Raw genomic sequence first — 21,328 nt, 5'->3', positions numbered from 1 at the left:
TTACAAGCCACAGACAAAGCATCAGAGCTTCAGCCGCAACGGCCTCACCCACCGGCTCAAACGCAGTGGTGCCACGACTTTGCAAGTCGTGGCACCACGCAGGAGCGGATTGTGCACCAACTCCATGAAATCCAGAAACTCGTCTGGCTCCGGGCCTTAGTTGGTCACTTTGGCCAGCCAAAGCGAGGCATTCAGGTGCAGGCGCGCGTGGCTGGGGTTTTCGTTCCAGCCGTCGTACACCGTGTTGCCGGGCGAGCCGGTGCCGTCGTCGGCCGGCGACGAATCCCCCACGAATACGATGCGGCCCGCGCCGTAGGTGGCTGAGGCGCACATCACGTTCGAGGCACCCTGCGTGGTGGAGAGGCGCCAGATCAGGCCTTTCACCGAAGCGTTGGCGGCGGTGCTGAGCGTGGCCGTGGCGCCGTTGTGGTACGAGAGCTGCGACACGGCGCCCTGCGGACCGCTCAGAATGGCATTGGTAGACGAGGCCAGCACGTTGGTGCTGTTTTCCACCACGTTATCCTTGTTGACGGTGATGCCGAAGGGGTTGCCGGCCATCAGGTCGTTCCAGATGTCGGGCGAGTCCCAGCCGTCGTTGTTGCGGTCCGAGATGGTGTGGTCCGAAATCATGAACAGGCCGCCGCCGTCCTGCACAAACTGCAGCAGAGCCGTTTTCTCGGCCGTGCTGAAGCGCACGTTCGGCTCGTCGATAATGACTACGTGGTAATTCTTCAGGTCCTGGGTGCCGGTGGTGCCGTAGGTGAACGTGCCGCTGGGCAACTGCTCCACCGAGTGGCCCAGCTTCACCAGGCTCACGCCCCAGGCGGAAATAGCGCCCGTCCAGTACGTCTCGGCGGTAGTGCTGCTGATGCCTGAGGCCGCCGGCGAAGGAAACTGCGAGGCCACGCCACTGTTCACGTCCAGCACCCAGTCGGCGTTGCCGGCCAGCTCGCCGTGCGCCCCGTCGATGAGGAATTTCTTCGGGCCCATGGTCGTGCCGCCCGTGGTGGTACCGGTAGTGCTGCCCGTCGTCGAGCCGGTGGTGCTACCGCTGTAGGCCTGCACGTCCACGTCGTCGAGGTTGATGCGGTTGGTACTGCCCGACACCTTGCGGATCTGGAAGCGCACCGCCCCGGCCTGGTTCACGGTGAAAGTGGCCGTTTGCAGCGCCGTGCTGCTCGTGGTGATGGTCGAGCCTACTTTGCTGTAGCTGGCGCCCCCGTCCACCGATTTCCACAGCTCCCAGGTGGAAGCCCCGTCGGTGCCGTACACGGCGTGGGCGATGCTCACGGTGCTGGCGCCGCTGCTCACGTCGAAGTTCATCGACAGCTTGCCCACATTACGGATGCGCACCGACTGCGCCCCCGTTTTGGGGTCGGCCGAGGTATTGCCCAGCAGCGCGTCGTCGAGCGTCCACGCGCCGGAGCCGAAGCTCACCGTACCCGCGGCGTAGGCCGTCTTGGTGCCGGTGTTAAAGCCCTCGGGGAAGCCAGCAGCCGAAGCATCGGCCGTGACCACGGCCGTGCCGGGCGTGATGCCGTTGCTCGGCGTCAGGTCGTTTTTGGAGCAGGCCAGCACGGCCAGCGCCAGCAGGGGCGCGGCCCACAAGCGGGAAAAAATGCGCATACGGTTGGGTATGGAGGGGATGGGGAGAACAGGGCGCCAGGCTAGCGGCGTCCAACTCCGCCGTTACGTGCGCGGCCTTACGTTTGGTTCACCAAATTATTTCGTTCTGAGTCGCTTATCCCGTCAGCACCCTCCCTGTAGCCAGGGCATTCCAGCGCAAAAAGCGGTTACGGCGCGTAGCGCAAGGGCTTTACGGTGGCAGGTTTCGGCACGCGCCCGCCGCCATATGGCCTGCGGCTGTTTATTTGCCTTTCGTACTTCCGGTCGCGACAGGCCCAAAGACGTTTTTGTTGCGTCATTTTTTTAGGTTTGCCGACTCGTTGGCTGGCCGCAGCCGGCCGACGTCGTTTCACCCCTCTCTCCACATGGCTTTTACTTACTCCTCCTACCAACCCGCCCCCGAGTTCAGCAAGTCGGCGGCGTATTTCTCGATGGAATTTGCCATCGACCAAGCTCTTAAGACCTACTCCGGCGGCCTGGGCTTTCTGGCCGGCTCGCACATGCGCTCGGCCTACGAGCTGAAGCAGAACCTGATCGGCATTAGCATCCTCTGGAGCTACGGCTACTACGACCAGGGCCGGCAGGCAGATCAGACCATGCGCGCCGACTTCACCGAGAAGCACTACAGCTTCCTGCAGGATACCGGCTTCGTGTTCGACATCACCATCCACTCGGCCCCGGTGAAGGTGAAGGCCTTTTACCTCGCTCCGGAGGTGTTCGGCACCTGCCCGATGTTCTTCCTGACCACGGACATCCCCGAAAACGACCACCTCTCGCGCACCATCTCCCACCACCTCTACGACGCCGACACGGCCGCCCGCGTGGCCCAGAGCATCCTGCTGGGCGTGGGCGGCGGCAAGCTGCTCGACCTGATCAACCGCACGCCGGAGGTGTACCACCTCAACGAAGGCCACGGCCTGCCGCTGGGCTTCTACCTCTATGAAAAGCACGGCCGCAGCCTCACGGAGGTGCAGAAGCGTTTGGTGTTCACCACGCACACCCCCGAGCTGGCCGGCAACGAGGAGCACCCCATGCAGCTGCTCGAAGACATGACCTTCTTCGCGGGCATCTCGGGCCAGGAAGTGCGTGAGCTGGGCATGGTGGAGCACGACAAGCTGAACTACACGCTCACCGCCCTGCGCCTAGCGCGCATTGCCAACGGCGTGTCGGAAGTGCACGGCCGCGTGGCCCGCGAGATGTGGAACCACTACGCGGGCGTGTGCCCCATCGTGCACATCACCAACTCGCAGAACGGCACCTACTGGCGCGACGCGCAGCTGCACAAGGCCCTGAACTCGGCCAGCAGCAGCGCGGTGAAGAACCTGAAGGCTCGCAAGCGCGAGCTGAAGCAGGAGCTGTTTCGTGAAGTGGCCAACCAGACCGGCAAGCTCCTCGATCCGGACGTGCTGACGGTGGTGTGGGCCCGCCGCTTCGCCGCCTACAAGCGCGCCAACCTGATTATGAACGACTTCGCCCGCTTCGAGGAGCTGGTGAATAATACTGACCGCCCGGTGCAGGTCATCTGGGCCGGTAAGCCTTACCCCAAGGACCAGGGCGCCATCAGCCTGTTCAACGAGCTGATTACCCGCACCAAGCACCTGAAAAACTGCGCTGTACTGGTGGGCTACGAGCTCGGCCTGTCGGCCCTGCTCAAGAAGGGCTCCGACATCTGGCTGAATACCCCGCGCTTCCCGCGCGAAGCCTCCGGCACCTCGGGCATGACGGCCGCCATGAACGGCTCCCTGAGCCTGAGCATCCCCGACGGCTGGATTCCGGAGTTCGTGCGCCACGGCGAAAACGGCTTCCTCATCCCGCTGGCCGACCTGGACGCGCCCGACGAGCAGAAGGACCGCGAAGAAGCGGCCGGCACGCTGGACGTGCTCCAGAACGAAATCCTGCCCCTGTACTACGGCAAAACCAACGACTACTGGAAAATCGTGCAGACCGCCATGCGCGAAGTCGAGCCGCAGTTCGAGTCGGGCCGCATGGCTACGGAGTACTACGAGCTGATGTACAACGCCTAAGGCAAGGGTGAAGTTGTGAATGACGTTCAACGTTGTTGTTCACGAATCAGCAACTGGGCCTCGTTGCGCCTGCGTCCGCTCAAGTTGACCTTTAACGTCGTTGTTCACGAATAGAAAAAGCCCCGGCTGCAAACGCAACTGGGGCTTTTTCTATTCGTCGGAGCGAGGGCGGTTGGGCGAGCCAGAACCTCACTTTACCATTTCACAAGTTCACCATCTCACCTTTGCAGCACCGGCTGCAGCACTGCCCACACGTTTTCGGCCACGATGCGGTAGCCAGCGGCATTGGGATGGGCGCGGTCGGGCAGGTTCAGCTCGGGGCGGCCGAGCACGCCCTGTAGCAAGAAGGGCACAAAATCAAGCTGGTTTTTCTCGGCCAAGGGCCGGAACTGCGCCTTGAAATCCTCGGCGTAGCGGCCGTATTGGTGTCCGCCGAAGGCGCTCAGATCGAAGGGAAACTCCATGCCCACCAGCACGATGCGGCAGTCGGGGTATTGGCGCTTCACCGCGTCGATGATGCGCTGCAGGTTCTGGGTGGTTTCGCGCACCGGGATGCCGCGCAGGCCATCGTTGGCGCCCAGCTCCAGCACGAACACGTCCGGCCGGCGCTTGCTGAGCACCGTAGGCAGGCGCTGCAGGCCGCCGGCGGTGGTTTCGCCGCTCACGCCCGCGTTGATGCATTGCCAGGCCAGCCCCAGCGAGTCGATTTTCTGCTGAATCAGCGAGGGAAATGATTGCGGGGCGGGCAGGCCGTAGCCCGCCGTGAGGGAGTTACCGAAGAAGACGATGTTGCGCATAACCGGGGGAGCAGGAGCTGCCTCCGCCGCCCCGCCGGTGGGCTTGTCCGGCGATGAGCAACTCAGACTCAGCAAAACCAGTATCAGCGGCAGCAGGAAGCGGAAGACCATGCTGCCTGTACGGCGGGGCCGGGGGCCACGGTTGTTAAGGCGCAGCTTTGCGCCGCCGCACCAGGGTCAGCGCAGGCAGAGCTTTCCTGCTTGCTGCGCCACGGCCCGCATTGATTCAACCATTGAGCGGCCGGTCAAACTTTTTTCTAGTCAAAACGCTTTAGGTTTGCGCTCAGATAAGAATCGTTCTTATCTACCACATTTCGCTTCAACCCACTTTCTCCCAATAATGGCCGTTACCAAAGCCACCGACGCCGATTTTCAGCAACTCCTGCAGCAGCACGACAAAGTCGTGGTGAAGTATTACGCCGACTGGTGCGGCAACTGCCGCCTGTTCTCGCCCAAGTTCAAGCGCCTCTCCGATGCCGAAGGCAACACCGACGTGGCCTTCCTCGACATCAACGCCGAAGTAAGCCCGGAGGCCCGCAAAGCTGCCAACGTGACCAACCTGCCCTTCTTTGCCGTGTTCAAGAACGGTGAGTTCGTGGACAGCGTGGCCGCCAGCAAGGAAGAAGCCGTAGCCGCTCTTATCGACAAAATCCGCTAGTCCGCGCCGAGCTATGAAAGTCCCAGCCATCAAGCGCCTGGTGGAAAGCCAGACCCTGCAAACCCTAGTAGAAGCCGAAGAGGCCCTGCTCGACGAGCGGCAGCCCTCCTTCGAGGTGGAAGGCAGCGACGAGGGCGAGCAGCTTACCCACGTTTTTGCCGCCATCTGGATCCTCAACCACATGAAGGACCACAACGTGGAGTTTACCGCCGCCCTGCGCGAGTACACCAAGAAAGTGCGCGTGTCGATCAGCTAAGCAGCTGTACCACGCGCCCAACGCCAAACGCCCTTCCGGAGCTCCGGAAGGGCGTTTGGCGTTGGGCGCGTAAGGATTCGGGCTAGGTGGGCGCTACATGCGGGAGAAGTGCGCGGCGGCGGCCTGAATGCCATCTTCGGTGCACAGGCCGCGGATGTAGTACAGGTACACGCTACGGAATACCTCGGCAATGTTGTAGCGGCTCGACGGAAAAATCTGCTCGTTGAGCATCATGTTGAGCTGCTCGATGATGATTTTGCTGACCAGGCCGATGTTGATGTCGCCGCGCATAAACTTCTGGCGCACCCCGTCGTTGAGCAGGCTCTGCAGCTGCGGGTGTGAGTACGTCATCAGGTGCTGCTGCCCGGCCTCCCAGGCCTCGGGGTAGTGCTGAATCAGGTCGGTGAAGTAGGTGGGGGCGGTGACTTGCTGCAGGTCGCGGATGCCCATTTCCAGCAGGCCCAGCAGCCGCCCGACGGGGTTGGGCACGCGCTCAAACAGCTCCGCGTGCTCCCGCTTCTGCCGCTCGATGTCGTGCTGCGTTACCTGCATCACCAGGTCGGCCTTGTCGTGAAACATCTCGCGAAAGGTGACCGGCGAGATGTCGAGGGCCGCGGTGATTTGCTCCAGCGACTGGCTCTCAATGCCGTTCCGCATAAATAGTTGACGCGCTTCTTCCAGAAGCGTGTCGCGCAGGGTCAGACTCATACTCAGGGGAAAGAGAAGGGGAACGGCAGCTGTTAAAGTTAGCCGATCAGCCAGCCCAATCCAAAAAAGAACAGGAGTTGCAGCATGTACACGAACGGCACCAGCGGGTTGCGGCCCGGCTGTACGTTGCTGCGGTTCAGGTACACCTGCAGAATGAGCGACACCGCGAACCACGCCTTAAAGTTCTGCATCGGTATCACGTCGGCAAACCAGGTCCACCAGCCGAAGTGCACGGCCACGGGCTCGATGCACACGTCCATGCCCACCATGAGCAAGGCCGCTACCAGGGCCCGCACGAAGCCCGGCAGGGGCAGGCGCTGGGCCAGTCCGCCGGTCACGTAGGTCAGAATCAGCCAGTTCAGCCCGATGATAATGGGCACGTCCAGCAGCTTGGGGCCCATGGTGGTGCCGTAGCTGTAGTGCCCGAAGATGACATTGGTCTGCACGCCGGCCACTTCCACGAAGAAGCCCACCAGCATCACCGTGAGGGCAAACCAGCCGAACATGGGTGCCGGGCTGTGGCGGTCGAAGCCGAGCAGCACGGCCGCGGTGAGCAGCAAGGTGAGCGGCATGAACTGCAGGTAGAAGCCGGGGTCATCCGAGAAGCCCAGACCGACAAAACCGGTAGCGTAGAAGAGCAGCAGCACGAACTGCGCCAGTAGCCGGCGGCGCGGCGCGGGGGCCGAAGCAGCCGGCGAAGCCACGGGCGTAGTCAGTTGATCTGGTTGGGGCATGGGATATCCTAAGGAAGAATGCGGAGGGAAGAATGCGGAGGCAGGAGTAGTCGTGTGGCTATTCCTCCTGACGTCTTCTTCATTCCTCATTAATTAAGTCAGCAACTATGCGGGCCGAGAGCAGGCAGAGCGGAATGCCGCCGCCGGGGTGCACCGAGCCGCCGCAAAAGTACAGGCCATTGAGTTGGCGCGAAAAATTGGGGTGACGCAGGAAGGCGGCCAGCATGGTGTTGCTGGAGCTGCCGTACAGCGCCCCGCCGAACGAGGACGTATCGGCGGCAATGCCCGGCGGCGTCCAAGCCCGCTCCGCCCGGATCAAAGGGGCAACGTCGAGGCCGAGGGCTTGGTTCAGGCGGCGCAGCACGGCGGCGCGCGTCTGCCGGCGCAGCGCTTCCCAGTCCTGGCCTTCGTCGTGGGGCACGTTCACCATCACAAACCAGTTTTCGTGGCCGGACGGCGCGTCGGCGGGCGTCTTCTTGGAGGTGATGTTCACGTACACGGTCACGTCGTCGGCCACAGTTTTGTCGCGGAAGATGGCCTCGAACTCGCGCTGGTAATCCTTGGAGAAGAAGATGTTGTGCACGCCCAGCTCCGGAAATTCGCGCGCGATACCCCAGTAAAAAATCAGGGCCGAGGAAGAGCGGGGCTGGGCCAGGGTACGCTCGGGCGCGGGCTGCCGGGGCAGCAGGCGGCGGTAGGTGGGCACCACGTCCATATTGCTGACCACCACGCCGAAATCGTAGATATCCTGCGCCGTGCGCACGCCCGTCACGTGGCCGCCGGCGGTCAGGATTTCCTCCACCGGCTCCTGGTAGCGGAATTGCACGCCCAGCTCCTCGGCCAGGCGCACCAAGCTGCTGGCAATGCTGTAGATGCCGCCCTCGGGGTAGTAGGCGCCGAGGCCGTGCTCCAGGTGCGGAATCAGCGAGAGGGTGGCCGGGGCCTGGTAGGGGTCGGAGCCGTTGTAGGTGGCAAAACGGTCGAAGAGCTGCACCAGGCGCGCATCCTGCGGAAAGGCACGCGCGTGGCGGGCGTGCATGGTGCTGAGCAGGCCCAGGCGCGGCATTTCGGCCACGGCCCGCAGCGTGTCGGGGCTCAGGTAGCTCTTGGCCCGGTGCAGCGACTTGTGCAGGAACGTAGGCGCGGTGGCTTCGTAGGCGCGCTGGGAGCTGCGCAGGAAACGCCGTACCTCGGCGGCCGGTACTTGCAGCTTCTGCTCGATTTCGGCCGCAAACTTTTCCTCCTCGGCCCAGGCCGTCAGGCGCGTGCCGTCGGCAAAGAAATACTGGGTGATAGGGTCGAGCCGCTCGTAGCGGAAGTAGTCCTGCGGGTCGCGCTGGGCCAGGCGAAACAGCTCGTCGACCAGCCCCGGCAAGGTGAAGAGCGACGGACCGGCGTCGAAGCGGTAGCCGCCGGGCAGCTCAAACTGGTGCATCTTGCCCCCGAAGGAGTCGCGACCCTCGAACACCGTCACGGCGTGGCCGGTGGCCGCCAGACGCACGGCCGCGGCAATGCCGCCGATGCCGGCGCCCACCACGGCAACGGGTTGCTTCAAAGACGAGGCTTGGCGCAGCTTGCGGCCGGCAGGCAAAACGGACATGGCAGGAGGCGGCGAGTAAGACGACTGGGGTAAACCGGCAACGGGGGTGGTTCGTTTGCGCCGCTAGTCGCGCCGTTCGATACGCTCGTAGCGCAGTTGGGTTGGCTTCGCCGGATCGACGTAAAAAGCGAAGGTGCGGGTTTCGGTGCCGATAACGAAGCGCACCTCCTGCGGCCGTTGCGGCTTGCGGAAGCGCTGCATTTGCTTAAATCGTATTTCACCGCCCTGCGTGGGGTTGTGCTTGTCGAGCACGTACAGGCCGCGCTCTTCATCGAGCAGGTAGTAAGAATGAGTCTGCCATACGTAGCGCCGCGGCACGGCGTGGGCAATGGCCCCCTGATAGCCCTCGTAGCGGAAAGCCCGGCGCACCTGGCCTCTGGTATTGATTACGAATGCGTTGGGGGAGTTACGCATGCTCTTTTTCTCCACCCATTGCGTCTCCGCGAAGCCGGCACTGGCGAGGTCGTCCAACGGTTCGTACTCCGTCGGGCTGCCGGTACTGGTTTCGACGGCTTTGTATGCCCCGTATCGGTACACAGTACACAAAGTGGTATCGGAAAGCATAAAGGCCGCAATCAGCTCAGACTCGCGCTTAACCAGGTGCGACATGCCGCCGGGCCAAATCAACTCCTGGCAGGTAAGCACGGTGCCATCGGGCAGTAGGCGCGGTGAGCAGTCAGCCGCCCCGAAGCTGGAGGCGTAGCTGATAGCCAGCCGCTTTACATTCCCGTCGAAGCCCAACAGCAGCACGCACTGCTCGCTTACGTCGCTGCCGGGCACGCCGATGTCGATGGTAAAAGCCAGCGTCTGGCTAGGACCGTGGGCGCCGATGAAGCGCGGCCGCTGCGGCTCGCTTACCGTCACCACGTCGCGGCCGGCTACGGCGAAGAAAGCTGACTTAGGCAACCGACGCCGGAATACCTGACGGCCAGCAGGATCGAGCAGGGTGATAAGCTGGGCGCCCTCGTAGCCACGCACCAGCTGCGTTTGCGCGAAAGTAGCGGTATCGGCGGCGAAGGCCTCACCGACTATGCCCTCTGATACGGCCGTCAGCGGCTTGGCCGAGTCAGTTTCGGCGCGTAGCAGCAGGCGGTAACGCTGCCCGTTGAGCGTAAACGAGGTGTCGCGCCCGCCGCCGAAGCTGAAGCTCGTCTGGCTGGCATCCACGGTATCGGGTGGAGCCGGAGCAGGTGCCCGCGCCGTGCTGTCCACTGCAGGTGCGGCAGCGGGCTTTTCGGCAGGACGACGCTGCTCGCCGCAAGCTACGAGGAGTGCAGCGAGCAGCGGCAGGTAAGGCAGGCGAATGGCTGACTGAAATACGGACATAACTTGGCGGCAAAACGCGCTTGAGGGCAGTCGACAGCAGCGCGGGCCGCGCCGGTACGCACCACTCTGCAGCGTCCGGCAAGGTACTCATGCGTCTCCAAAGCCGGGTCGCCCGTGTCGCCCGGCTTCCTGCTCGGCATTGTGCGGCACACTTCGGATATTGGCTCATCCATTCGCCGCCCTGTTTTTTCTGCCCGAGGTCATGCCCCCGCTTATTCGTCCCGTTCACTGGCGGCTGCTCGGCTGGCTGCTGTTCTACGCCGGGGCCGTACCCCTGCTGCTGCCGCGTTGCCTCGATTTGCTCAACCGGCCCTCCAACTGGGCGGTAGCCGCCGGCCTGCTGGGGCTCGGCGCGCTGCTGTTTGGCGTGGCCGCGTCGTTCTACCAGGCCGGGCGGGCCCTGCTGCGCCGGTTGCCCCCGCGCTAAGCCTTTCTTCCTGATTCTTTTCCTTGTGCGTATGAACCAAGATTACTCTCCCGCCAGCCGCCGCTGGCTGCGTCCTCTGATTTTCGTGGGCCTCGTGTTTGTCGCCTTCATTGCGGCGTGCAGCCTGGTGAAGGTGGAGCGCATCGACGCCGGCAACGTGGGCATCAAAGTGAACCTGACCGGCTCAGGCCGCGGCGTCGATGATATTACCTACACCACCGGCTGGGTATTTTACTCGCCCCTGAGCACGGCCGTGTACGAGTTTCCGGTGTACACCCAGCACAAGGAGTACGAGGAGTTTGAGGTGCAGAGCAAGGACGGCTCGGGCTTCGGCGTGGCGCCCAGCCTGAACTACTTCATCCAGCAGGACAAGGTGGACGACATCTTCCGCCAGTACCGCCGCCCGCTGCCCGACATCGAAAACGGCTTCCTGAAAACGGCCGTGTACGAGGCTTACCGCGTGGCCACCAACCGCTACACCGCCGACAGCCTCATCAGCAACCGCGGCAGCTACGAGGCGCAGGTCAAAGCCGCCTTGATCAACCAGCTGCAAGGCGTGGGCATCACCGTGCAGCAAATCACCACCAAGCTGGAGCCGCCCGCCAGCCTCAAGGCCGCCATCGACGCCAAAAACACGGCCGTGCAAACCGGCCTGCAGACCGAAAACCGCATCCGCCAGGCCGAAGCCCAGGCCCGCATCAACATCGCCGAGGCCGAGGGCCGCGCCAAAGCCATCCGCATCGCCGCCGACGCGCAGGCTTACGCCAACGAAAAGCAGCAGCAGTCGCTCACGCCGCTGCTGGTGCAGATGCGCTGGATCGAGGCCTGGGAAAAGGGCGGCAGCCAGGTGCCCACGTACACCGGCGGCGCGGGCGGCAGCCAGTTCTTGATGCAGATGCCGCAGCCGGGCAAGCAGTAAGGAGCTAGTTACGACCTCTAGCCGTAACATGTCTATCATCCTTGATCTGGCGTCCGCACCAGGCCCTTCTCACCGCAGAACGATAATCGTAACAACGACTCGTTCACACGTGGGAAGGTCCTTCGCGTTGCAGACGCTGGATCAAGGATGACAGGGTAAACAACGTCACCAGTTCTCTTAATCTACCGCCAGCACCAGGCCCTTCAGGTACTCACCCTCAGGGTGGAACAGGCTCACGGGGTGGTCGGCGGGCTGGGTGAGGCGGTGCAGGATGCGTGCCGGGCGGCCGGCTTCGATGGCGGCGGCCATGATGGCGCCCTCAAACAGCTCCATGCTCACCACCTGCGAGCAGCTGAACGTGAAGAGCAGCCCGCCGGGCGCAATCTGCTTGATGCCGGCCACGTTCAGGCGCTTGTAGCCCATCAGCGCGTTGTGGCGGGCCGAGAGGTGCTTGGCAAAGGCCGGCGGGTCGAGCACGATGAGGTCGTACTGGTTGTGGCGGTCCTTGAGGAAGCTGAATACGTCCTGGGCGTAGGCCTCGTGCTTGTCCGCGAGGCCGGTCAGCTCGGCGTTGCGGTTGGTCAGTTCGATGGCCTTTTTGCTCGAATCGACGGAGTGCACCAGCTCGGCGCCGGCCTGCAGGGCGTATACCGAGAAGCCGCCGGTGTAGCAGAACGTATTCAGCACGCGCCGGCCGGGGGCGTAGCGGGCCAGCAGGGCGCGGTTGTCGCGCTGGTCGATGAAAAAGCCGGTTTTCTGGCCCGTTTCCCAATCCACGGCGAAGCGGTGGCCGTTTTCCTCCACCACGTGCTCCGTGCCGGTGCTCTGGCCAAAGAGGTAATCGTTTTGGGCGCCGGGCGCGGCCTTAGCGGGCACGGTTTCGCTGCTCTTGTCGTAGATGGCGCGCAGGCCGGGCACGGCCTGCTGCAAGGCCGCAGCAATGGCTTCGCGGGCCTGGTACATGCCGGCGCTGTGGGCCTGCACCACGGCCACGTCGCCGTACACGTCGATGATGAGGCCAGGCAGCCCGTCGCCCTCAGCGTGGGCGAGGCGGTACACGTTGGTCTTGCCCTGGCCCGTCAGGCCCAGGCTGTGGCGCAGCTGGTAGGCGTTGCGCAGCTTTTCCACCCAGAAGGCTTCGTCGACGGGCGCGGCGGCGGCTTCGCCGAAGGCCAGCATGCGCACCGCAATGGAGCCGGGCGCGTAGTGCCCCGCTCCCAGCAGCTCGCCGTTGTGGGCGTGTACCGCTACCACGTTGCCTTCCAGCACTTCGCCCTGCATGCGGGCAATGGCGCCCGAAAATACCCAGGGGTGCAGGCGACGCAGGGATTGATCTTTACCGGGCTTGAGGGTGACGGAGGCAGCGGGTTGAGGCATAGACGGGGCAACGCAAGTAGCAAACCACAAAGTTCGTTAACCGCCGCGTGACGGCCGCTACCCTGGCCGCCTTGCCCGGTGAAGCAGGCCCAAAATCAGGAGTCAGACTTAGCAAATCGGGGGCGAACCTCCGATTTCGAACCACTTTGGCCCGCTCCCGAGCCAGCTTAGCTTCGATTCGAGCCATTTTAGCTCCTTTCTGAACCAGATTGGATGCATTACGGTCCACTTTAAGTCGATTCCGAGCCAGGTTAGCCCGATTTCGAGGGTCCGACCCTCTATTTCGGGCCTACCCGGCCCGATTCCGGCCCGTGGCCGCCCGGGAGCGGGCCGTTTTGCGTATGCTACGCCATGGAAAACCCCATTGATGTCCTCGTTCAACTCATCAAGGGCAAGCACAAAGCCGATATCCTGATGTACCTGAACCCCGCCCCGCGCCGCTTTAGCGACGTGCGCCGCCACCTGGGCGAAGCCGTCAGCGAGCGGATTCTGACCAAGCAGCTGCGCGAGCTGGAAGCCGCTGGCCTGGTGCAGCGGCAGGTGTTTGCGGAGGTGCCGCCGCGGGTGGAGTACAGCCTCACGGCCTACGGCTACACCCTGTGCCCGGTGCTGAAGCAGATGTGGTACTGGGGCCACGCGTACCGCAAGCAAAAAAAACAGGCGCTGACCGGGGTCTACCAAAGCCCCACCGGGCAAATGGAGCCAAAACTTACCTCGGTGTAAGTAGCCCGCAGCGCGTGTACGTTCTTGCCCGGCGTGCATTTACGGGCGTCCTTCGCCGCCTCATTACGCTTTTCGCCCCATGCACACGCCCGTTGCCTCCGTCGATATTCTGCCCTACCAGCCCGAACACCGCGCCGCCTTCCGCGACCTGAACGTGGAGTGGATTACGCGCTACTTCGCCCTTGAAGACCTGGACCGCCGCATGCTCGACGACCCCGAGGGCTACATTCTCGCGCCCGGCGGCTACATCTTCATGGCCCGGCACCAAGGCGAGCTGGTGGGCACCTGCGCCCTCATCAAGGAGCACGAGGGCGTGTACGAGCTGGCCAAGATGGCAGTGACGCCGGCCGCCCAGGGCCTTGGCATCGGCTGGCTACTGGGGCAAGCGGCCATTCAAAAAGCCCGTGAAATCGGCGCCCACGAAATCGAGCTGCTTTCCAACCGCAAGCTGGCCCCGGCCCTGAGTCTGTACCGCAAGCTGGGCTTCGTGGAGGCGCCGCTGCCCGCCTCGGAGTACCAGCGGGCCGATATACGCATGGTGCTGCCGCTGCACTAGCCCCGCGGCTGGCCGAAGTAGCGGCGGTAAATAGGCCGCCGCCAGGCAAACTGCGCCCACATCAAGGGGTAGGCCAGCCAATCGAGCAGGCGCAGCGGGGTACGGTACTCCAGGTCTTCCACGATGACGCAGCCGCCGTCGGGGGCCGCCTCCAGCAGGTGGCGGTGCCGCCAGAAGCGTAGCGGGCCGGGCAGCTGCTGGCCCTCGTCCACAAAGTAACGCCCGTCGCCGGGCAGCTCCCCGTGTTCGGTAATCAGCGAAGTCCAGTGGCCCAGGCTCAGCGGGCCCAGGTGCAGCTCGATTTCGACCACGTCGCCGCGCCGGCAGCCGTCGAAGCGGTGCAGCCGCATCTGGGGCAGGGGCGGGGCCAGGTCGAGGAAAAGCTGGCGGGTGAAGCCGGCCCAGACCTGGGCGGGCGGTTGGACAACGGTGGTGCGCAGGAGCAAGTGCATACAGCTGGCTAACTACGCGGGGCGGCACTTGGTTGGCGCAGCTGGCCGAAAGCTTGTAAGTTGAAGCTGCTCTTTGCGCGGCTTATTCCTCGTCTTCCATGCTGCACGCTGATTCCCTGCCTAGCCGCACCCTCCTCGCCCCGGATGGCCGCGAGTATCTGTACTGCAGCGGTACTAGCTACCTGGGCATGGCCCGCAACCCGGAGTTTGCCGCCCTGCTGGCCGAGGGCCTGAGCCGCTACGGCACCAACTACGGCAGCTCCCGGCACGGCTCCTTGCGGTTGCGCGTGTACGAGGAAGCCGAAGCCTTCCTAGCCACCTGGGTGGGCCTGCCCGCGGCTCTCACGGTATCCTCGGGCTACCTGGCCGGGCAGATGGCGGTGAAGGCCCTGGCCCGCGCCGGCCGCTTTGAATACGCCCCCGGCACCCACCCCGCCGCGTGGCTGACGGAGCACGCCGCGCCGGCTGCTACTACCCGCACCTTCGACGACTGGGCCCAGCACCTGCTGCGCCGCCTGCGCCACGAAACGCCCCAGCCGGTGGTCATCGTGGCTAATTCGCTGGACCCGCTGCGCGTGCAGCGCTACGACTTCGGCTGGGCCCAGGAGCTGCCTACCGACCGCCCCCTCACCCTCCTCATTGATGATTCGCACGGCCTGGGCGTCATTGGCCCCGATGGCACGGGTATCTGCGGCGAAATTCAGGTGCCGCCGAGCGTGCAGTTGGTCATCGTCAGCTCCCTGGGCAAAGCCTGCGGTATTCCCGGCGGCGTGGTGCTGGCCGACGAGCGGTTTATCGAAGAGCTACGGCGTAGCGCTTTTTTCGGTGCTTCCTCGCCCGTGGTACCGGCGTACCTCTACGCATTCGTGCGGGCCAAAGAGCTGTACCAGCAGGCGCGGGCGCAGCTGCAGACTAATACTGGGCAGTTTCGGGCGGCTACGACGAAGCTGGGGCTGTTCCAATCAGCGCCCGACTTTCCCGTGTTCTACACGCCACAGGTGCAGCTGGGCGAGTTTATGGAAATGCGGGGCGTGCTGATTTCTAGCTTGCACTATCCTACGCCCACCGACCCGCCCATTACGCGGGTGGTATTATCGGCCCTGCACACGCGAGCCGACGTGACGCGCATAGCGGCTCTAGCTACGGAGTTTGCAGCGACGATACTAACTTGAGCGTCTTCCCAATCCCGGCACCGGGCTTACTTGCTCACTGAGACTAACGCCCACAAGCCATCAATCACTAACTCATTATCCTAAGCCATGCTGACGCTACCTATTACCATTGCTACCTGCACCGCCTTTTTCAGCACCTTGGTACCTCTAGCAAATAACCCGGACACGGATATTGCCTTTATTCGCCAGCAATATGCCGCCACCCGACAGGCCTTGCCTACTATGCGTAGGCGCAGGATTGACTTGTTAGATTGGTCCACGGAGGGCGCTGCCGCTACGGGCTACTTTCAGCGGCAGGAGCTGCGGCTGGTTGAGGCTGACGTTTACGGCGAGATGGGCCAGATGCACACCGGCTACTACTTTGCGCAGGGTCAGCTGATTTTCGTACTCGAACGGGCGCAAAACTATGCCGTACACCTGCAGCAGCGTCCTTCCCTAGCCGGCTCTACGCGTAGTACCCGCCGCTATTACTTCAGCGAAGGCTGCCTAGTTCGCTGGCTCCAAGACCAAAATCAAGCGGTTCCAACCTCTGTCTCTGCCTATCCCCAAAAACAGCAGCAGCTCCTGGCCGAAGCGCAGGAGCTGCAACAATTGTTAGCGAAACCGCCGGCTCGTTAGCCCAGCAACTCCTCGATATCCTCCTTGGTGAGACTCTTGATGATGGCCTCGTCGGTGGTAATCAAGTCGGACACCAGCTGAATCTTGCGGTTCTGCAGGGCCAGGATTTTCTCCTCCACCGTGCCCTTAGTGATGAACTTGTAGGTGAACACCGTGCGCTCCTGCCCGATGCGGTGGGCGCGGTCCACGGCCTGGGCTTCCACGGCGGGGTTCCACCACGGGTCGAGAATGAACACGTAGTCGGCGGCGGTCAGGTTCAGGCCCACGCCGCCGGCTTTCAGGCTGATCAGGAACACACGTAGGTCCTCCGTTTCCTGGAAGCGCGCCACTTCTTTTTGCCGGTCGCGGGTGTTGCCGTCGAGGTAGGCGTACTCGATTTGCTTTTCGTCCAGGGCGTGCCGCACGATTTCCAGGTGCTTCACGAACTGGCTAAATACCAGCACCTTGTGCCCCTCGGCCACCACGCCCTTGATCATGCGCACCACCTCGCGCAGCTTGCCCGACTCGTGCTCGTACTGCTCGTCGGCCATCTTGGGGTGGTTGGCAATCTGGCGCAGCTTGGTGAGGCCCTGCAGCAGCATAAACTGCGTGCTGGCCGTGCCGTGCTCCTCGATGCTCTGCAGAATCTTGTTGCGGTAGTAGCTTTTGGTTTCCTCGTAGCAGCTTTCCTGCTCCTCAGTCATCCGGCAGTAGCTCAGGTTCTCAATCTTCTCCGGCAGTTCCGTGGCCACCTGGGCCTTGTGCCGGCGCAGGATGAAGGGCTTGATGAGCGCGTGCAGGCGACGCGTCTTCACCTCGTCCTTGTCTTTCTCGATGGGCTTGAGGAACTCCTTGCGGAAAAACGTCTGCGAGCCGAGCAGGCCGGGGTTGATGAACGACATCTGCGACCAGAGGTCCATGGTGCTGTTCTCCACCGGCGTACCCGTCAGGATAAGGCGGTGGCGGGAGTGCAGGTGCCGCACGGCCTGCGAGGTCGTGGAGCCGGGGTTCTTGATGGCCTGCGACTCGTCCAGGATAACGTAGTCGAACTTGTAAGTCTTGAGCAGTTCCGCATCCAGGCGCACGATGCCGTACGAGGTCAGAATGAGGTCATAGTCGGCAAACTGCTCCACGTTTTTGTCGCGGTAGGTGCCAGTGTAGGTGAGCACGCGCAGGCCCGGGGTAAACTTCTGCGCCTCGTTCAGCCAGTTGTACACCAGCGACGTGGGCATCACCAGCAGCGAAGCGGCACCGCCGGCCGCACCGCTTTCCTTGCGCTGCAGCAGCATGGCCAAGGTCTGCACCGTCTTGCCCAGGCCCATGTCGTCGGCCAGGCAGCCACCAAAGTGATAGTCCTGCACGAAGTGCAGCCAGTTGTAGCCCGCCTGCTGGTAGGGGCGCAAGGTGCCCTGGAAGCCCGCCGGCAACGGCCGGTCTTCCACCACTTCGAAGCCCCGCAGGCGCTCCAGCTTGCGGCTCATGGTCACGGTGGCCAGGTTGCCATTCTCCAGGTCCGATACCAGCGCTACGTGGTGCTTCTTGAGCGTGAGCGAGTGGTGGTGCTCCTCCGAAAAGGCAAACAGCTCCAGGTACTGCGCAAACCACTCCTCCGGAATGATGGCAATCTGCCCGTTCGGGAGCTTGAACTCGTGGCGCTTCTGCAGGATGTAGGGCCGCAGCTTCACGAAGGGAATTTCGAACTCCCCGAAGCGCACCGTGCCGTGGATGTCGAACCAGTCGTTGTTTTCGGTGATGCCCACCTTGACGGTGACCGTGCCGATAAAGTAGTCCTTGCCCGAGTTGGAGCCCTGCTGCACGGTGAAGCCCAGCCGGGCCAGTTCCTCGGCGTGCGAGTGCAGCCACTTGAAAGCGGTGGCTTTTTCGAGCACGGCGCGGCCGTTGCGCACTTCCAGCGCCCGGTCCTGCAGCTCCCGGATAAACACCTGCTCGTTTTCCAGGTCGCGGATGAGACGGTGGAATACGTACGAGTCGGAGGTTTTTTCCAGCTGCACGCTCACGCGCTTGTCGTGGTTGCGCACGATGTGGTTGCCGTACTGAAACGCCACATCGAAATGAATCTGCTCCGAGCCGGCGTCGGCCGTGGTGGTGCTGCGGCGGTTGTCTTCGGTTTCGTACACCGTGGTGCCGCCGCTGCTGGGCACATCGGAGAAGATCAGGTGGGGCTTCGCCTGGTAGCGCTCCGAGCGGATATCGAAGCCGCGGGCGTGCACGTCGAACGACTCTACCAGAGGTGCCACGAAGCGCTGGTAGTAGCTGTCTTCTACCTGCCGCGGAATGATGATGAACTTCTTTGTCAGGAAGGGCTGCAGCTTCTTGCCGTCCACATCGTTGCGGAAGTTGTGGAGCATGCCGTCGAGCAGCATCCAGGCCGGCTGGCAGCACACCATCACCGCGTCGCGCTGCTGGAAGTCCAGCTTCTGCCCGCGGTACTGAATGGTGGGAAAGTAGTGGGTATTCTCGGGGTTGCGGCGGAAGTGGAAGAGCACCGAAGCCGGCTCGGGCGCCACCTGGATTTCCTTCCAGGTCGGCTCGCCGTCCTTGCCCATGATGAATACCTGCTTGCCCTTCAAGCGCTGCAGGATCTGGCCCATGCGCTGCTGCACGTACTGGCTGATGCGCTCCTGCAAGGCCTTGTCGCCCTTCTCGGCGTCGTACTGCTTGAGGAAGAAATCGGCTGGCGTGGTCTTCTTCGACCAGAACTCCTTGATGACCGCGTCCTGCTGAATCTGGTCGGTCAGAGCAATCAGTTCAAAGTCCCTTTCATCAAGCCCGTCGGCAAACTCGGCGGCGTTCATCGCCGACACGTTTTGGTGCTGCAGCGTCAGCTGGCCTTTGGGGCTGAGCTGAACTACGTAAGACTCAAACAGGTAGCCTAAGTACTCGTGCGCGAGCAGCGAGTAAACAATTTGAAAAGGCTGTGCGGTAGAAACCTTCATAGCAGCAGCAGCAAAAGCAACGTCGAAAGTAGGAACAAATGCTAACTTCTTTATTTTTTTGGAAAAATTAAAATAAAATCTGATAATATTTATATAAGCCTACTAAGCTGCTGATTTCCATGACCTAAAGACAAGTAGTCCCGGCCAAATACAGCGAAAAAGCTGTTTGGGTTGCGTCCTCAATCAACGAATTGTGGCGGCCTACAGGTTCTCCCGCAGGTCAATCTGGGGGGCGTTCAGCGCCGGGCGGATGGATACCGCAATGGTAATCAACACGATGGCAATGCCGACCCATATCACGTCGGCCACCTGCATTTTTACCGGGTAAGCGTTGACTACGCTGGTCGCCATGCCCATCGAGACGAGCCCGAAGCGCTGCTGCAGCCAGCAAATGCTAACGCCCAGGCCCAGGCCTACCACAGCCCCAACCTGCGCCACGATGGCGCCTTCCATCAGGAACACCCGCCGAATGATGTTGGGCGTGGCGCCCATAGCCATCAGGATGGCCACGTCCTTGCGCTTGTCGATGACCAGCATCGAGAGCGAGAAGAAGATGTTGAGCGAGGCAATGAGCAGGATAAAAGCGAAGGTGATGAAGACGAACATCTTCTCCACCTTGATGGCCTTGAGCAGCGACACGTGCTGCTCGTCGGAATCGAGCACGGCAAAGCCGGGGCCGAGCACCTGCTTTAGCTCGGCCTTGGTGTCTTCGAGGGCGCGCTGCGGGCTGGCCTTTACTTCCAGCGCGGTGCGGCGGTTGTCGTAGCGCAGCAGGCGCTGGGCAAACGGTAGCGGTACGAAGATGTAGCTGTCGTCGACGTGCTGCTCGATGGCAAAGACGCCGCCGGCCAGAATGGGCTCCTGATTGAAGGCGTTTTCGGGGTTGATGCTTAGGGTGCGCTTGCCCGGCGTATTGCGCGGGTAGAGCAGCTGCAAGGGCGAAAAGCGGTTTTCCAGCGCGATGCTCAGCTCGTGCTGTACGCCGGCGCCGATGAGGGCAAAGTCCTCCCCGTTGCGGCGAAGCTCGTGGGTGCCGTCCACAATGGCCGAGTCGATTTCACTCTGCTGGTAATAATTTTCGGATACCCCCTTGAGCTTCACCACCATCTGCCGCTCGTGGTAGCGCAGCAGGGCGTTGTCCTCGATTACTTCGGTCACCAGCTGCACCCCGGGCACGGCCCGCACCCGGCCCAGCAGAAAGGCATCCACCGGAAAGGACTTGCCCTGCATAGCGGTGATTTTCAGGTCGGGGTCGGACTTGCTATAGAGCGAGCGGACGAGGTCTTCAAGCCCGTTGAACACCGACAGCACAATGATCAGCGCCATCGTGCCCACAGCCACCCCAATCATCGAGATGTTGGAGATGATGCTGATGATGTTGCGCTTTTTCTTCGAGCGGAAGTAGCGCCAGGCTATCAGGTAGGGGACGTTCATGCGGCGGAGGCGGGCTCAAACAATGAGCATCGAACTAAAAGTGTCCGGCCGGTAGCTTACGAGTAACTACCGGCCGGGTTCTTATTTCCATGCTTTCACGATCAGGCCCGTGCCCGAATCGTGGCGCGACGTGCTGTCGAGCCAGTTCAGCAGCAGGCAGAGCGGGAAAGTAACGAGGTAGTAGAACGGCAACAGGATGAAAAACACTTTCGAAATGCCCAGCATCAGGATGGGCCACTTCATGCTCAGGCGCCAGGAAATCTGACCGGGCAGCCCGTACGAATACTTGGCCTCGATGCGGTCGAAGCCGGCGGTGCGCAGCTTCTGCTGAATCTCGTCGATGTTGTAGCCGTCGCGCACGTGCTCCTCAATAAAGGAGGCATCTTCGGCGCCGTGCACATCGGAACCGCCCTGGTCGGAAGGGGTGCTGATGATGAGCATGCCGCCATCCTTGAGCGAGGCGTGTAGGTTGGTCATCACTTCCACGTCTTCCAGGATGTGCTCCATCACGTCGATGCTCAGGGCCAGGTCGAAGGAGTTCGGCTGCTGGTAGAGCACGAGGTCCTGCACGGCAAACTGCACGTTGCGGCGCCCGATCTGGCGGAAGAAGTTGTTGCTGTCGGCTACTTGCTCGTCCTTCACATCCACGGCCAGAATCTGCCACTTGGGGCTCATGCCCGACAGCCAGTAGGTGTACTGGCCGTAGCCGGCGCCGGCGTCGAGGATATTCAGCGCCTGGTCATGGCGGCCCTTGGCCCACTGGCGCAGCTCGCGGTGCACGTGCCAGGTGCGCAGCAGCAGCAGGTCGAGCATATTGTAAAACAGCCGGCGCAGCCAGGGCGTGCGGTTGAATACGTTGCCCAGGGAGCGTTTAATCGGGTCGTAGTGCAAGGAGGTAAAGGTGAATTTGTGAACTTGTGAAATTGTGAAGTGGAGCGTGCGGGCCGCCTATCGGCCTTCACAACTTCACCTTTCACAATTTCAC

The 21,328-nt window shown here is 62.5% G+C and carries 20 protein-coding genes; 9 read left to right on the top strand and 11 right to left on the bottom strand.

Features of this window, described 5'->3' with window-relative positions:
• Positions 1–156 precede the first annotated feature (156 nt).
• Complete coding sequence (locus tag B0919_RS03255; RefSeq protein WP_078010744.1) at positions 157–1,626, bottom strand: DUF4350 domain-containing protein; 1,470 nt, start codon at positions 1,624–1,626, stop codon at positions 157–159.
• A gap of 365 nt (positions 1,627–1,991) precedes the next feature.
• Here B0919_RS03255 and glgP point away from each other — a divergent pair, with 365 nt between their 5' ends.
• Positions 1,992–3,650 (top strand): alpha-glucan family phosphorylase, encoded by a 1,659-nt coding sequence (gene glgP, locus B0919_RS03250; protein ID WP_078010743.1) that lies wholly within the window; start codon positions 1,992–1,994, stop codon positions 3,648–3,650.
• A 218-nt stretch (positions 3,651–3,868) separates the two neighbouring features.
• On the opposite strand, the gene B0919_RS03245 is transcribed toward glgP, so the two are convergent.
• On the bottom strand, positions 3,869–4,447 hold the full coding sequence (locus B0919_RS03245; protein WP_078010742.1) for an arylesterase: 579 nt from the start codon (positions 4,445–4,447) through the stop codon (positions 3,869–3,871).
• Positions 4,448–4,787: 340 nt separating this feature from the next.
• Here B0919_RS03245 and B0919_RS03240 point away from each other — a divergent pair, with 340 nt between their 5' ends.
• Both B0919_RS03240 and B0919_RS03235 read left to right on the top strand, forming a co-directional pair.
• Positions 4,788–5,105 (top strand): thioredoxin family protein, encoded by a 318-nt coding sequence (locus B0919_RS03240; protein ID WP_078010741.1) that lies wholly within the window; start codon positions 4,788–4,790, stop codon positions 5,103–5,105.
• A gap of 13 nt (positions 5,106–5,118) precedes the next feature.
• The gene (locus tag B0919_RS03235) at positions 5,119–5,361 is read left to right on the top strand and encodes a DUF6952 family protein (protein WP_078010740.1); all 243 of its coding nucleotides are present in this window, start codon (positions 5,119–5,121) and stop codon (positions 5,359–5,361) included.
• A 93-nt stretch (positions 5,362–5,454) separates the two neighbouring features.
• Here the strand turns inward: B0919_RS03235 and B0919_RS03230 are convergent, their stop codons facing one another.
• From B0919_RS03230 to B0919_RS03215, 4 genes are all read right to left on the bottom strand, one after another.
• Positions 5,455–6,069, bottom strand: coding sequence for a TetR/AcrR family transcriptional regulator (locus B0919_RS03230; RefSeq protein ID WP_078010739.1), 615 nt, complete (start codon positions 6,067–6,069; stop codon positions 5,455–5,457).
• 38 nt (positions 6,070–6,107) lie between these two features.
• Positions 6,108–6,803, bottom strand: coding sequence for a carotenoid biosynthesis protein (locus tag B0919_RS03225; protein ID WP_176132828.1), 696 nt, complete (start codon positions 6,801–6,803; stop codon positions 6,108–6,110).
• A 79-nt stretch (positions 6,804–6,882) separates the two neighbouring features.
• Positions 6,883–8,403, bottom strand: coding sequence for a 1-hydroxycarotenoid 3,4-desaturase CrtD (gene crtD, locus B0919_RS03220; protein ID WP_078010737.1), 1,521 nt, complete (start codon positions 8,401–8,403; stop codon positions 6,883–6,885).
• 63 nt (positions 8,404–8,466) lie between these two features.
• The gene (locus B0919_RS03215) at positions 8,467–9,729 is read right to left on the bottom strand and encodes a hypothetical protein (RefSeq protein ID WP_078010736.1); all 1,263 of its coding nucleotides are present in this window, start codon (positions 9,727–9,729) and stop codon (positions 8,467–8,469) included.
• Between the two features lie 202 nt (positions 9,730–9,931).
• Here B0919_RS03215 and B0919_RS03210 point away from each other — a divergent pair, with 202 nt between their 5' ends.
• Both B0919_RS03210 and B0919_RS03205 read left to right on the top strand, forming a co-directional pair.
• Positions 9,932–10,156 carry a hypothetical protein gene (locus B0919_RS03210; RefSeq protein ID WP_078010735.1) on the top strand — a complete coding sequence of 75 codons (225 nt, stop codon included), beginning with the start codon at positions 9,932–9,934 and terminating at the stop codon, positions 10,154–10,156.
• A 31-nt stretch (positions 10,157–10,187) separates the two neighbouring features.
• On the top strand, positions 10,188–11,075 hold the full coding sequence (locus tag B0919_RS03205; protein ID WP_078010734.1) for a prohibitin family protein: 888 nt from the start codon (positions 10,188–10,190) through the stop codon (positions 11,073–11,075).
• 177 nt (positions 11,076–11,252) lie between these two features.
• Here B0919_RS03205 and B0919_RS03200 read toward each other — a convergent pair whose 3' ends face one another.
• Complete coding sequence (locus B0919_RS03200) at positions 11,253–12,452, bottom strand: class I SAM-dependent rRNA methyltransferase (protein ID WP_078010733.1); 1,200 nt, start codon at positions 12,450–12,452, stop codon at positions 11,253–11,255.
• Between the two features lie 351 nt (positions 12,453–12,803).
• Between B0919_RS03200 and B0919_RS03195 the strand changes: the two genes are divergently transcribed.
• Both B0919_RS03195 and B0919_RS03190 read left to right on the top strand, forming a co-directional pair.
• The gene (locus B0919_RS03195) at positions 12,804–13,175 is read left to right on the top strand and encodes a winged helix-turn-helix transcriptional regulator (RefSeq protein WP_078010732.1); all 372 of its coding nucleotides are present in this window, start codon (positions 12,804–12,806) and stop codon (positions 13,173–13,175) included.
• A gap of 79 nt (positions 13,176–13,254) precedes the next feature.
• The gene (locus tag B0919_RS03190) at positions 13,255–13,731 is read left to right on the top strand and encodes a GNAT family N-acetyltransferase (protein ID WP_078010731.1); all 477 of its coding nucleotides are present in this window, start codon (positions 13,255–13,257) and stop codon (positions 13,729–13,731) included.
• Here B0919_RS03190 and B0919_RS03185 read toward each other — a convergent pair.
• Positions 13,728–14,183 carry an SRPBCC family protein gene (locus B0919_RS03185; protein ID WP_078010730.1) on the bottom strand — a complete coding sequence of 152 codons (456 nt, stop codon included), beginning with the start codon at positions 14,181–14,183 and terminating at the stop codon, positions 13,728–13,730. The genes B0919_RS03190 and B0919_RS03185 overlap by 4 nt on opposite strands.
• 98 nt (positions 14,184–14,281) lie before the next feature.
• Here B0919_RS03185 and B0919_RS03180 point away from each other — a divergent pair, with 98 nt between their 5' ends.
• A complete protein-coding gene (locus tag B0919_RS03180) occupies positions 14,282–15,355 on the top strand; it encodes an aminotransferase class I/II-fold pyridoxal phosphate-dependent enzyme (RefSeq protein WP_078010729.1) in 1,074 nt (357 codons plus the stop codon).
• A gap of 87 nt (positions 15,356–15,442) precedes the next feature.
• Entirely contained in the window at positions 15,443–15,973 is a 531-nt protein-coding gene (locus B0919_RS03175; protein ID WP_078010728.1) for a hypothetical protein, read from the top strand.
• Here B0919_RS03175 and B0919_RS03170 read toward each other — a convergent pair.
• From B0919_RS03170 to B0919_RS03160, 3 genes are all read right to left on the bottom strand, one after another.
• Positions 15,970–18,909, bottom strand: coding sequence for a DEAD/DEAH box helicase (locus tag B0919_RS03170; protein ID WP_078010727.1), 2,940 nt, complete (start codon positions 18,907–18,909; stop codon positions 15,970–15,972). The two genes, B0919_RS03175 and B0919_RS03170, sit on opposite strands and share 4 nt — an antisense overlap.
• Positions 18,910–19,110: 201 nt before the next feature.
• Entirely contained in the window at positions 19,111–20,343 is a 1,233-nt protein-coding gene (locus tag B0919_RS03165) for an ABC transporter permease (protein WP_078010726.1), read from the bottom strand.
• A gap of 81 nt (positions 20,344–20,424) precedes the next feature.
• Entirely contained in the window at positions 20,425–21,234 is an 810-nt protein-coding gene (locus B0919_RS03160; RefSeq protein WP_078010725.1) for a class I SAM-dependent methyltransferase, read from the bottom strand.
• Between the last annotated feature and the right edge of the window lie 94 nt (positions 21,235–21,328).

The sequence above is a fragment of the Hymenobacter sp. CRA2 genome, from assembly GCF_002007105.1.
Taxonomy (GTDB): domain Bacteria; phylum Bacteroidota; class Bacteroidia; order Cytophagales; family Hymenobacteraceae; genus Solirubrum.
This window is presented reverse-complemented; position numbering and strand designations above follow the sequence as displayed.